12 protein-coding genes are annotated in these 10,825 nt (G+C 64.6%); 10 read left to right on the top strand and 2 right to left on the bottom strand.

Features of this window, described 5'->3' with window-relative positions; genetic code table 11:
- The first annotated feature begins 145 nt into the window (after positions 1–145).
- The 5 genes from QMX78_RS17170 to QMX78_RS17150 all read left to right on the top strand — a co-directional run bounded on the left by QMX78_RS17170 (position 146) and on the right by QMX78_RS17150 (position 4,825).
- Positions 146–1,006, top strand: coding sequence for a tryptophan 2,3-dioxygenase family protein (locus QMX78_RS17170; RefSeq protein WP_282271794.1), 861 nt, complete (start codon positions 146–148; stop codon positions 1,004–1,006).
- 205 nt (positions 1,007–1,211) lie between these two features.
- A complete protein-coding gene (locus QMX78_RS17165; protein WP_282271793.1) occupies positions 1,212–2,720 on the top strand; it encodes a peptide MFS transporter in 1,509 nt (502 codons plus the stop codon).
- An 11-nt stretch (positions 2,721–2,731) separates the two neighbouring features.
- Complete coding sequence (locus QMX78_RS17160; protein ID WP_282271791.1) at positions 2,732–3,325, top strand: thioredoxin family protein; 594 nt, start codon at positions 2,732–2,734, stop codon at positions 3,323–3,325.
- 371 nt (positions 3,326–3,696) lie between these two features.
- The gene (locus QMX78_RS17155; RefSeq protein WP_282271789.1) at positions 3,697–4,356 is read left to right on the top strand and encodes a hypothetical protein; all 660 of its coding nucleotides are present in this window, start codon (positions 3,697–3,699) and stop codon (positions 4,354–4,356) included.
- Positions 4,357–4,381: 25 nt separating this feature from the next.
- The gene (locus tag QMX78_RS17150; RefSeq protein WP_282271787.1) at positions 4,382–4,825 is read left to right on the top strand and encodes a hypothetical protein; all 444 of its coding nucleotides are present in this window, start codon (positions 4,382–4,384) and stop codon (positions 4,823–4,825) included.
- A 13-nt stretch (positions 4,826–4,838) separates the two neighbouring features.
- Here the strand turns inward: QMX78_RS17150 and QMX78_RS17145 are convergent, their stop codons facing one another.
- Complete coding sequence (locus QMX78_RS17145) at positions 4,839–5,333, bottom strand: MarR family transcriptional regulator (RefSeq protein WP_282271784.1); 495 nt, start codon at positions 5,331–5,333, stop codon at positions 4,839–4,841.
- Between the two features lie 129 nt (positions 5,334–5,462).
- On the opposite strand from QMX78_RS17145, the gene hppD reads away from it, so the two are divergent.
- From hppD to hmgA, 3 genes are all read left to right on the top strand, one after another.
- Entirely contained in the window at positions 5,463–6,572 is a 1,110-nt protein-coding gene (gene hppD, locus QMX78_RS17140; protein ID WP_282271782.1) for a 4-hydroxyphenylpyruvate dioxygenase, read from the top strand.
- Between the two features lie 101 nt (positions 6,573–6,673).
- Positions 6,674–7,072, top strand: a complete 399-nt coding sequence (locus QMX78_RS17135; protein WP_282271781.1) for an endonuclease domain-containing protein — start codon at positions 6,674–6,676, stop codon at positions 7,070–7,072.
- Between the two features lie 25 nt (positions 7,073–7,097).
- Positions 7,098–8,396, top strand: a complete 1,299-nt coding sequence (hmgA, locus tag QMX78_RS17130; RefSeq protein WP_282271780.1) for a homogentisate 1,2-dioxygenase — start codon at positions 7,098–7,100, stop codon at positions 8,394–8,396.
- A gap of 1 nt (position 8,397) precedes the next feature.
- Here hmgA and QMX78_RS17125 read toward each other — a convergent pair whose 3' ends face one another.
- Positions 8,398–8,958 (bottom strand): hypothetical protein, encoded by a 561-nt coding sequence (locus tag QMX78_RS17125; protein ID WP_282271779.1) that lies wholly within the window; start codon positions 8,956–8,958, stop codon positions 8,398–8,400.
- A gap of 132 nt (positions 8,959–9,090) precedes the next feature.
- Here QMX78_RS17125 and QMX78_RS17120 point away from each other — a divergent pair, with 132 nt between their 5' ends.
- Together QMX78_RS17120 and QMX78_RS17115 are read left to right on the top strand one after the other, a co-directional pair.
- Positions 9,091–9,690, top strand: a complete 600-nt coding sequence (locus QMX78_RS17120) for a lectin (RefSeq protein ID WP_282271777.1) — start codon at positions 9,091–9,093, stop codon at positions 9,688–9,690.
- 77 nt (positions 9,691–9,767) lie between these two features.
- Positions 9,768–10,718 (top strand): calcium/sodium antiporter, encoded by a 951-nt coding sequence (locus tag QMX78_RS17115; protein ID WP_282271776.1) that lies wholly within the window; start codon positions 9,768–9,770, stop codon positions 10,716–10,718.
- The last annotated feature ends 107 nt before the right edge of the window (positions 10,719–10,825 follow it).

Genomic DNA, 10,825 nt, shown 5'->3' with positions numbered 1-10,825 from the left:
TTTCGATTCCGTTTGCGCGGGAAAGGTCTCTGCCGACCCATGGTCGGCAGGGGCTTCACCGGTACTGCCTCTGCCGACCATGGGTCGGCACTACAGGAGGTGCAACCCTGCGTTACCCTTGCCGCCCCATCAGATGGCCAGGCCGATGACCGTAGAAAAGAACCAGCGTGAGCTCGAAGCCGGTATCCATACCGACCTGCAGGGCCGGCTTACCTATGGCGGCTACCTGCGCCTGGACCAGCTGCTGTCGGCTCAGCAGCCGCTGTCCAACCCGCCGCACCACGACGAAATGCTGTTCATCATCCAGCACCAGACCTCGGAGCTGTGGCTCAAGCTGCTGGCCCATGAGCTGCGCGCGGCGCGCGGCCACATGCAGCGCGACGAGGTCTGGCAGTGCCGCAAGGTGCTGGCCCGGGCCAAGCAGGTGCTGCGCCTGCTGACCGAGCAGTGGGCGGTGCTGGAGACCCTGACGCCCTCAGAGTACATGGGCTTCCGCGACGTGCTGGGTCCGTCCTCGGGCTTCCAGTCGCTGCAGTACCGCTATATCGAGTTCCTGCTGGGCAACAAGAACGCCGACATGCTCAACGTGTTTGCCCACGACCCGGAAGGGCAGGCGCAGCTGCGTGAGGTGCTGGAAGCGCCCAGCCTGTACGAGGAGTTCCTGGCCTACCTGGCGCGCTTCGGCCATGCCATCCCGGCGGCCTATGAAGGCCATGACTGGACCCAATCGCATATCAGCGACCCGGCCTTGCGCCAGGTGTTCGAGAACATCTACCAGGACACCGACCGCTACTGGCGTGAGTACTCGCTGTGCGAGGACCTGGTGGACCTGGAGACCCAGTTCCAGCTGTGGCGCTTCCGGCATATGCGCACGGTGATGCGGGTGATCGGTTTCAAGCGCGGTACCGGCGGTTCCAGCGGCGTTGGTTTCCTCCGGCAGGCGCTGGAGCTGACCTTCTTCCCCGAGCTGTTCGAAGTGCGTACCACTATCCGAGGCGACGCCTGAGCCCCTGCCGGGGTTGAAAATCCAGCCTATTCAGCGGCTTGCACCGCATGATGGGCCAGCCTCGAAGCGGCTGGCCCAAGCCTGGCGCGGCGGTTGGTTGCAGCAGTATGTATTTGACGTGAAGCCGACGCTTCTGTGATCCTCGCCCGTCGCGCCGGTTCCGGCCGACTTTCTGTAATTGCCCATTTCGATCAGGGGACACCGCATGAGCGCTGCCGCGCCGAATTCCGAACCAACCCCGGCGCCCGTGCCGGAGTTCAAGACCATCCTCGGCCACCCGAAGCCACTGTGGATGCTGTTCATGGCCGAATTCTGGGAGCGCTTTGCGTTCTACGGCATTCGCTGGGCGATGGTGCTGTACATCGTCGCGCAGTTCCAGGGCGGCCTGGCCTCGGGCGAGAAGCCTGCAGCCGAGCTGTACGGTGCCTACCTGGCGCTGGTCTATGCCGGTGCCATCTTCGGTGGCTACGTCGCCGACAAGCTGGTCGGCTTCCAGCGCTCCATCCTGCTGGGCGCACTGTTCATGGCCATCGGCCTGTTCATGCTGGTTTCGCCCAGCGAAGTGATCTTCAAGCTCGGCCTGGCCACGATCATCGTCGGCAACGGCCTGTTCAAGCCGATCATCTCGACCATGGTGGGCAAGCTGTACGTGCAGGGTGATGCACGCCGCGATGCCGGTTTCACCATCTTCTACATGGGCATCAACATCGGTGCGCTGCTGGCCCCGGTCATCACCGGTGCGCTGGCCAAGATGGTCTTCGGCACCGAGCAGGACCCGCATTACCAGTGGGTGTTCATCGCCTCGGGCATTGGCATGGTGGCCAGCCTGATCTGGTTCTGGTTCGGCCGCGCACAGCTCAAGGGCATCGGCCTGCCGGAAGAAGGCCAGAAGAGCCTGGGCCGCGTTGGCCTGGTGGCCGCGCTGGGCCTGCTGATCGGCATCCCGGTGTTCTATTTCCTGCTGACCATCGATGCCAATGCGCTGCAGGCCATCCTGATGACGCTGTTCATCGTGCCGGCGCTGATGCTGCTGGTGGAAGGCATCCGCAGTGGCTCGGTCGCGCGTGACAAGGTGATCGCCATGCTGGTGATCTTCGTGTTCAACGTGCTGTTCTGGATGTTCTTCGAACAGGCCGGCAGCTCGTTCACCTTCCTCGCCGACAAGATCGTCAACCGCGAATTCGGCAGCTGGACCTTCCCGCTGGAGTGGTTCCAGTCGGTCAACTCGGTGGCCATCATCGTCTGTGCGCCGATCATGGCCTGGATGTGGGTCAAGATGGGCAAGGCCAATCCGTCGATTCCGCGCAAGTTCGGCCTGGGCCTGATCTTCAACGGCCTGGCCTTCCTGCTGCTGATGGTGGCGCTGTCGAGCATGGTCAACGATGCCGGCAAGATCCCGTTCTGGACCCTGTTCGCGGTGTACGTGATCCAGTCCATCGGTGAGCTGTGCCTGTCGCCGATCGGCCTGTCGATGACCACCAAGCTGGCACCGACCCGTCTGGCCGGCATGGCAATGGGTTGCTGGTTCCTGTCGATCGCCATTGGTAACAATCTGGCCGGTATCTTTGCAGGCAAGGTCAGCGGCGAAGGCGGCATGACCGTGGCATCGGCGCAGTCCGGTTACACCTTCGGCTTCTGGGCCCTGGTGGGTTCGGGCGTGGTGCTGTTCCTGGTCGCTCCGCTGATCAACAAGCTCATGCACGGCGTGAAGTAAGGAGTCAGGCGATGAAACTGCTGTTCGGAATGCTTCCCCTGTTGCTCACCGTGGCGCTGGCTGGCTGCAATCAGCCGCCGCCCGCCAAGCCTGAAACGGTGCAGCCGCTGGATACGTCCGAACAGAAGGCGCCGGTGGCGGATACCAGCCAGCCGGTGGCATCGGGCAACACCCCCACCGCAGCGGATATCGCTGCGGTGGCCGGCCTCAACGCGCAGTTCGACCCGGCCCGTGACCCGGTCGCGGACCTGGAAACGGCCAAGGTCGAGGCCCAGCGTGGTGGCAAGCGGATCATCCTGGATGTGGGCGGCGAATGGTGCTCCTGGTGCCACCTGCTGGACGCCTTCATGGAAGGTGATTCGGAGCTGCGTCGCTTCCGCGATGGCAACTACGTGTGGATGAAGGTCAATTACAGCGAAGAGAACGAGAACGCCGAGTTCCTTGCGCGCTTCCCGGAGATCAAGGCCTATCCGCATCTGTTCGTGCTGGATGCAGAAGGCCAGCTGCTGCACTCGCAGTTCACCGGCGATCTGGAGAAGGGCAAGGGTTACGACCGCGCCAAGTTCGATGCCTTCCTGAAAGCATGGGCACCGCCGGCGCAGTAAGCCTGCGATGTGCTTGAACGAGAACGGCGCCGGAAGGCGCCGTTTTTTTTGTGCCCCCTCCCTTGCGCATCGCGCAGGGGAGGGTTGGGGATTCGTCGCCCCCTCCCTTGCGCGCAGCGCAGGGGAGGGCTGGGGAGGGGTGCATTTGATTTTGATCTTTGCTGTCGGATGCAAGCAAAGCCAAAGCCAAAGCCAAAGCCAAAGCCAAAGCTAAAGCTAAAGCTAAAGCCAAAGCCAAAGCCAAAGCCAAAGCCAAAGCACCCCTCCCCAACCCTCCCCTGCGCTGCGCGCAAGGGAGGGGGCGAAGCGGCAGCATCTTCATTTTGTTCGCCCGCGGCCGCTAACGAATCAATCCCTCTGCATCCGGCGCCTTGCCCTCACTCATCATGCAGCCAGCTGCCAGCCCCGATTCCAGCACCGCAACGGTTGAGCAGGAGCTCGCCAGCACCAGCCTGCCCACGGTGGATGAACTGCTGGACGAAAGTGCGGCACCGGAAGAATCCATGCCGCCGCCGCGCTATCGGCTGCCGCAGGCCGCAGTACCGCCCAACATCATGTTGCAGTCGGCCGTCATCCGGCTGGTGGAGCAGAAGGAACAGATCGACCAGATAGCGCGCAATGGCTTGCTGGCCGGGCTGTTGCCGCCGGAGTGGAGTGCATCGCCCGGCAACGAGCTGCGCGCCTTCGTTGCCAGCGTGGTGCCGTTCGCTTCCGACAACGTGCGTGGCGAAACCATCGCCGCGCGCGTGCCGCTGAAGTTCCTGCTCGGCCACTCGCAGCGCTGGGGCAAGCCCGATGTGGCCGAACCCAATTCCCTGTCGGCGTTCCTGGCCAGTGATGAGCGGGCCAACAGCGGCGTCAGTGACCACGCCGAGGTCATGCTGCTGTCGCCGTTGGGCCTGGCCTGGGCGCACTCCGGCCGCAGCCGTGTCGGCTTCCTGCGCGCGATGGGCCTGGAATCCATGGCGGCTCGGGTGACGGCTTTGCCTTACCCGGCACCGGAACAGCTCGCTCTACCAAGTCAACAATGACGGCCTGACCCAGTTCTGGTGCGTGATGGACAAGCGTCGGCTGCGCGCGTTGCCGGTGCCGGCCCTGTCGCTACCGTTGCTGACCGCTTATGGCGTCGCTGCGCCAGAAGCATGGCCGTCCAACTGGCCGGCGCCGGCCGACGTTGGCGCGGAGTTGGCGTTGGCGCGGATGGGTAAAGGCACTGCCGAAGTCGATCTGGTCAAGCTGGTGGACAAAATCAGACGTGACCAGGCCAACGATGCCTGGACCGGCGCCAGCCTGATGCAGCTGCACACCTGGGTGCCGCGCTGGCGGTTCTTCCTGACCTCGTTCATCGGTCTGCCGGCCGGCCTGTTGCTGCTTGCAGCATTGGCGTTGCCTGGCCGCGTGGAAGCGGCGGCGGTGGCAGCGGCATTGGGTTTTGCAGGTGGTGCGATCGCGGCCCTTGCCGCGCCGTGGATCTATGCGCGGCGCAAGCACCTGAGTTGATCGTCGCTGACGATCAACCCTCGTTCATGCGCTGCAGGCCGGCATCGGCCAAGCGCGTGATCAGGCGTTCGAGTACCTGTTCCTCGTCTTCGGTGAGCGCCGACATCAGGCGCCGTTCCATCTCGATCACCATCGGCGCGATGGTCTCGTAGACCTCGAAGCCTGCGGCCGAAAGCGCCAGCACCGAACGACGACGGTCATCGCCATGGGTCTCGCGTTTGATGAAACCGCGCTCCAGCAGGCGCGCCACGGCACGGCTGACGGCCACCTTGTCCATTGCCGTGCGCTCGGACACTTCACTGGCCGAGGAGCCCGGATACAGCGCCAGGATGGTGATCACCCGCCATTCGGGAATGGCCAGGCCGTAGCGCTCGCCGTACAGCCGGGCGATGTTGCCGCTGACCCGGTTGGACAACACGCTGATGCGGTAAGGCAGGAACTGCTCAAGATCCAGCAACACGTGCGAGGCGCGGATGCTGGTGGACTTGCTGTAATCGGAAGAGCTCATGCTGCAGTGCACCTTGATGGTGGTTTCATGTGAAACTATAACCTTCGGTCCAGACCCGCTTTTTTGGGGCGGATCTTCCTGTTTTCATCGCCGGTACCCCGGCGACCGCCATGCTCCCGGAGGCAACCCATGAACACCCCTACTGCATCCAACGCGCCCAACCTGGGCATGCAGGTCACCACCTTTGAAAACCCGATGGGCATCGATGGTTTTGAGTTCGTCGAATTCGGCGCACCGGCGGGGCAGGCTGCCCAGCTGCACGCGTACTTCAAGAACATGGGGTTCACGGCCGTTCTCCGCCACCGGCAGCGTGCTATTACCGTCTACCGTCAAGGCGGCGTCAACTTTCTTGTGAACGAGGAGCCCAACTCGTTCGCCGCCGACTTCGCCGCCAAGCATGGTCCGAGCGCCTGCGGCTTCGCCATCCGCTTCCAGAAGCCGGCCGCCGAGGTGCTGTCAGCGGCCCTGGGCAACGGCGCCGAGGAAGTGGATCTGTTGGCGGATACCCGCGCGGTATCGGCGCCGGTGATCAAGGGTATCGGCGATTGCATGCTGTACCTGGTGGATCGTTACGGCGGTGCCGGAAGCATCTACGACACCGATTACGAGCCGATCGAAGGCGCCGACCAGAACCCGGCCGGCTTCGGCCTGACCTTCATCGATCACCTGACCCACAACCTGTACCTGGGCAACATGCAGCAGTGGTCGGATTACTACGAGCGCCTGTTCAACTTCCGCGAGATCCGTTATTTCGACATCAAGGGCGCCAAGACCGGCCTGGTGTCCAAGGCGATGACCGCACCGGACGGCGTCGTGCGCATCCCGCTCAACGAGTCGTCCGACCCGAAGAGCCAGATCAACGAATACCTCGACGCCTACAAGGGCGAGGGCATCCAGCACATCGCCTGCTTCACCGACAACATCTACGACACCGTCGAAGCGATGCGTGCGCAGGGCATTGAGTTCCTGGACACGCCGGACACCTACTTCGACGTGGTCGACCTGCGCATCCCCAACAACGGCGAAGACGTCGAGCGCCTGCGCAAGAACAAGATCCTGATCGACGCCGACCCGGAAACCAAGCAGCGCAAGCTGCTGCAGATCTTCACCAAGAACTGCATCGGCCCGATTTTCTTCGAGATCATCCAGCGCAAGGGCAACGAAGGGTTCGGCGAAGGCAACTTCCAGGCCTTGTTTGAAAGCATCGAGCGCGACCAGATGGATCGTGGCGTGCTGTAAGCGCTAAGGCGCTATAGGACAAAGCCCCTCTCCCGTCGGGAGAGGGGTTGGGGTGAGGGCGAAGCTGCTAAAGATCATGAAAGGCGCAAGGAGGCCGCTTCATGAGCTACAGCATAAAACCACCGCTACCCACCGTTACCCTTGGTCGTGCCCGCAGGCTTCGCCGTAATCTGACCGACGCCGAGCGCAAGCTCTGGAACAGGTTGAGGAGCGGCCAGCTAGGTGGGCTGAAGTTTCGCAGGCAACATCCGATTCCGCCGTATATCGTTGATTTTTACTGTGAGGCTAAGCGGCTGGTAGTAGAGCTGGATGGCTCACAGCACAATGAAGACGTCGATCGCGTGCGCACTCGCTTCCTGGAGCAGCAAGGTTTGACCGTATTGCGCTTCTGGGACAACGATGTGCTGCTGCAGGTGGATGCGGTGCTGGAAGCCATTTTGATGATGGCTGAAAGCCTTACCCTCACCCCAACCCCTCTCCCGGAGGGAGAGGGGCTTTAAGTGCAACAACACAGGCAGGTTCGTGATGGTCAGCAACGCTTATCAATCCGGCTTCGGCAATGAATTCGCCACCGAGGCTGTGCCCGGCACCTTGCCGGTGGGTCGAAATTCGCCGCAGCAGGTGGCGCACGGGCTGTATGCCGAGCAGTTGACCGGCACCGCCTTTACCGCGCCGCGCGGCAGCAACCGCCGCAGCTGGCTGTACCGCATCCGCCCGGCGGCGATGCACGGTGAGTTCACCCCGTTCGAGCAGCCACGCCTGCACAGTGATTTCAGCAGGTCGGCGGCCTCGCCGAACCAGCTGCGCTGGGACCCGCTGCCGCTGCCGACCGCGCCCACCGATTTCATCGATGGCCTGTACACGATGGGCGGCAACGGCTCGGCCGAAGCCCATACCGGTGCCGGCATCCACCTGTACGCCGCCAACGCCGACATGCGCGGCCGCTACTTCTACAACGCCGACGGCGAGCTGCTGATCGTGCCGCAGCTGGGCCGGCTGCGCCTGCGCACCGAGCTGGGTGTGATCGAGATCGAGCCGCAGCAGATCGCGGTGATCCCGCGCGGCGTGCGCTTCGCGGTCGAGCTGCCGGACGGGCAGGCACGCGGCTATGTCTGCGAGAACTTCGGCGCGCTGTTGAAGCTGCCCGACCTCGGCCCGATCGGCAGCAACGGCCTGGCCAATCCGCGCGACTTTGAAACGCCGGTTGCCGCCTATGAAAACCTCGACGGCCAGTTCGAGCTGGTCGCGAAGTTCCAGGGCCGCCTGTGGCGCGCCGACATTGGCCACTCGCCGCTGGACGTGGTTGGCTGGCACGGCAACTACGCGCCGTACCGCTACGACCTGCGCCACTTCAACACCATCGGCTCGATCAGCCATGACCATCCGGATCCGTCGATCTTCCTGGTGCTGCATTCGGCCAGCGATACCCCGGGCACCAGCAACCTGGATTTCGTGATCTTCCCGCCGCGTTGGCTGGTGGCGCAGAACACCTTCCGCCCGCCGTGGTTCCACCGCAACATCGCCAGCGAGTTCATGGGCCTGATCCACGGTGCCTACGATGCCAAGGCGGAGGGCTTCGTGCCGGGCGGTGCGTCCATGCACAACTGCATGACCGGCCATGGTCCGGATGCGGCCACCTTCGACAAGGCCTCGCACGCGGACCTGTCCAAGCCGGACGTGATCACCGACACCATGGCCTTCATGTTCGAGACCCGTGGCGTGATCTGCCCGACCGAACAGGCAATGGATGCCGCGCACCGCCAGCGCGGCTACCAGGCTTGCTGGAGCGGGCTGCGCAACAACTTCACGCCGCCCAAGGCCTGATTCATGCCGGCAGCGGTGCTGGCTCCAGCACCGCTGCCAGATGGGTTTCCGGCAGCACTTCCTGCAGGCGTCCACGCACACGCTGGGTGTAGCCTTCCGAGGTCATTGCCGGCAGATGGCTCAGAGCCAGCTTCAGTGCCTGCACGGTATCGCCTTCCTCGCGCGCTGCCTGCACAAGCTTGTGCAGCTGTGCGGCAGTAGGGTTGCGTTGCAGCGCGAGGATATCCAGCACGTAGATGCGTGCGGCGACCATCGATCGGCGCCGCTCGACGGGCGCCTGCTGCGGGATCGTGGCGGGCGCCGTGGCGTGTGGCTGCTGCGCCGGTGCAGGATCGGCAGCCTGGGCCTTTGCGGCCGGCGCAGTGGGTGCTTCCACCTGCAGATAGCCATCACGCTGCAGTTGCGCGATCAGTTCGGGGACGTCGTTGCCCAGCATGCCGCTCAGTTCGGCCAGGCTGCGTTTGCCGTCGCACAGGATCAATGCCCGCCGCTGGCGCAGGTCCAGCGCGGCGCGGTGCGTCTGCAGCACGGTGTGGCCAAGTTCGGTCTTGTGCGGTTGCATGGGCGTTGGGCACGGGCGACGTAGGCGCCCAGCCTGTCGCCGGCAAGTGAAACCACGATGACAGGCCTGTCTTCGCGCTGGCCGGACCCCGTTGCCGCTAGACTCGGCCGCGAACCCGCCCGGAGCTGTTGCATGAAGCGCATTGCCCTGCCGATGTCACTGTTCACCGTCCTGCTGGTGGCCTGCCAGCGCACGCCGCCGGCTGAGCCAGCAGCTGCCGAACCTGCCGCTCCTGCTCCTGTTTCCGCTCCGGCTCCCAGTCCGGCTGGCGCTGCCCCCGTTGCTGCCAGCGATGCCGATTGGCAGGGCTATGGCGCCGCACAACTCGGCATCGATGCCGAACAGCTGCGCACGGCGTGGACGGGCGAGCTGCAGGGCGATACCGCGGCCGACGGTGGCTGCTATTACCTGTCGCCGGCCGCGCACAGTGAGGGCGGGCCGTTCTTCATGCTGGAAGCGGGCAAGTTCGTGCGCTATGACGTACGCGGTGGCGATACCGCCGCGCCGGGCGGCGGCAGGATCGGCATGGACCTGGCCCAGCTGCAGGCGCTTTACCCACAGGCCGAGCCGCTGCAGCCGCACAAGTACGTGGAAGGCGGCAAGGTGCTGCGGGTGCCGGCAACGGATGGCAGCCAGGGCGTGCTGGTCGTCGAACTGGGTGCCGATGGCAAGGCCACGACGTGGCGCGTGGGCCTGCCGCCGCAGGTGGATTACGTGGAGGGCTGTGGCTGATACCCTGCTGCGGCCATAGGCAGTAGCGCGGGTATGCTCCCGGCACCGCCGTCATCACTGCAGGGGAGGGAGGCGCAATGTTCGAAGCTATCGCATGGTTTGTCCTGGGACTGGTGCTGCTGGCCCTGGGCGGTGATTCCATCGTCAAGGCCGCCTCCGGCCTGGCCCAGCGCTTCGGTGCCTCGCCCTTCGTGGCCGGCTTGTTGCTGGTGGCCTTCGGTACCTCACTGCCGGAACTGGTGGTCAATGTCCGCGCCTTCGCCGTTGGTGCGCAGGAGCTGGCGCTGGGCAATGCGGTCGGCAGCAATATCGTCAATGTCGGCCTGACCCTGGGTTTGGCGGCGCTGGCTTTCCCGCTGGTGGTACGCACCCGGCTGTTGTCGCCGCTGCTGGTGCTGCTGGCGGTGGCGACGCTGGCCTTGATCGTGTTCGGGCTGGATGGCGCGATCAGCCGAATCGAAGGCCTCGTGTTGCTGCTTGGCTTTGTCGGCGTGCTGGCGTTCCTGTTGAAGCGTGCACGGCATGAGCCGGCGGCATTGCAGGAAAGCATCGCTGACTACGCCACCACCCGTACCGTGCTCGGGCTCAACATCATCCGTGTCGTCATCGCGGCGGTGGTGCTGTATTACGGTGCGCGTTTCGTGGTGCATGCGGCGCCGGTGATTGGTGCGGGCTGGGGCATGTCGCCGTTGCTGGCCGGTTTGTTGCCGGTGGCCATCGGCACTGCCTTGCCGGAAGTCGCCGCGGCCATTGCCGCTGCACGTCGCGGGCAGGGCGACATGGTCGTAGGCCACGTGATCGGCTCCAGCCTGTTCAATGTGCTGGTGGTGATCGGCGGCATGGCGGCACTGCGGCCGATGCCGCTGCCGGCCTCGTTCGTGCGGCTGGAGTTGCCGGCGGCAATCGTGTTCGTGCTGATGCTGTACCCGATGCTGCGCGGCGACCTGAAGGTCAGCCGCGGCGAAGGCGCGGTGCTGTTCGTCGCGTTCCTGGCATGGGTAGGCCTGGAGCTGGCGTTGCTGCACTGACGCTGCACCCGTAGTGGGGGGGGGGGGGGGGGGGGGGGGGGGGGGGGGGGGGGGGCGGCGGCCGGGGCGGCCGGGCCCCGGCCGGGGGCGGGGGGTGTGGAAAGATA

This window comes from Stenotrophomonas sp. PS02298, assembly GCF_029959445.1.
Lineage (GTDB): Bacteria > Pseudomonadota > Gammaproteobacteria > Xanthomonadales > Xanthomonadaceae > Stenotrophomonas.
This window is presented reverse-complemented; position numbering and strand designations above follow the sequence as displayed.

Coding starts and splice junctions, on each gene's coding strand:
- QMX78_RS17120 (WP_282271777.1), top strand. CDS start 9,091: ATGAAGCGCATTGCCCTGCCGATGTCACTGTTCACCGTCCTGCTGGTG.
- hppD (WP_282271782.1), top strand. CDS start 5,463: ATGAACACCCCTACTGCATCCAACGCGCCCAACCTGGGCATGCAGGTC.
- QMX78_RS17170 (WP_282271794.1), top strand. CDS start 146: ATGACCGTAGAAAAGAACCAGCGTGAGCTCGAAGCCGGTATCCATACC.
- QMX78_RS17160 (WP_282271791.1), top strand. CDS start 2,732: ATGAAACTGCTGTTCGGAATGCTTCCCCTGTTGCTCACCGTGGCGCTG.
- QMX78_RS17125 (WP_282271779.1), bottom strand. CDS start 8,958: ATGCAACCGCACAAGACCGAACTTGGCCACACCGTGCTGCAGACGCAC.
- QMX78_RS17150 (WP_282271787.1), top strand. CDS start 4,382: ATGGACAAGCGTCGGCTGCGCGCGTTGCCGGTGCCGGCCCTGTCGCTA.
- QMX78_RS17145 (WP_282271784.1), bottom strand. CDS start 5,333: ATGAGCTCTTCCGATTACAGCAAGTCCACCAGCATCCGCGCCTCGCAC.
- QMX78_RS17165 (WP_282271793.1), top strand. CDS start 1,212: ATGAGCGCTGCCGCGCCGAATTCCGAACCAACCCCGGCGCCCGTGCCG.
- hmgA (WP_282271780.1), top strand. CDS start 7,098: ATGGTCAGCAACGCTTATCAATCCGGCTTCGGCAATGAATTCGCCACC.
- QMX78_RS17135 (WP_282271781.1), top strand. CDS start 6,674: ATGAGCTACAGCATAAAACCACCGCTACCCACCGTTACCCTTGGTCGT.
- QMX78_RS17115 (WP_282271776.1), top strand. CDS start 9,768: ATGTTCGAAGCTATCGCATGGTTTGTCCTGGGACTGGTGCTGCTGGCC.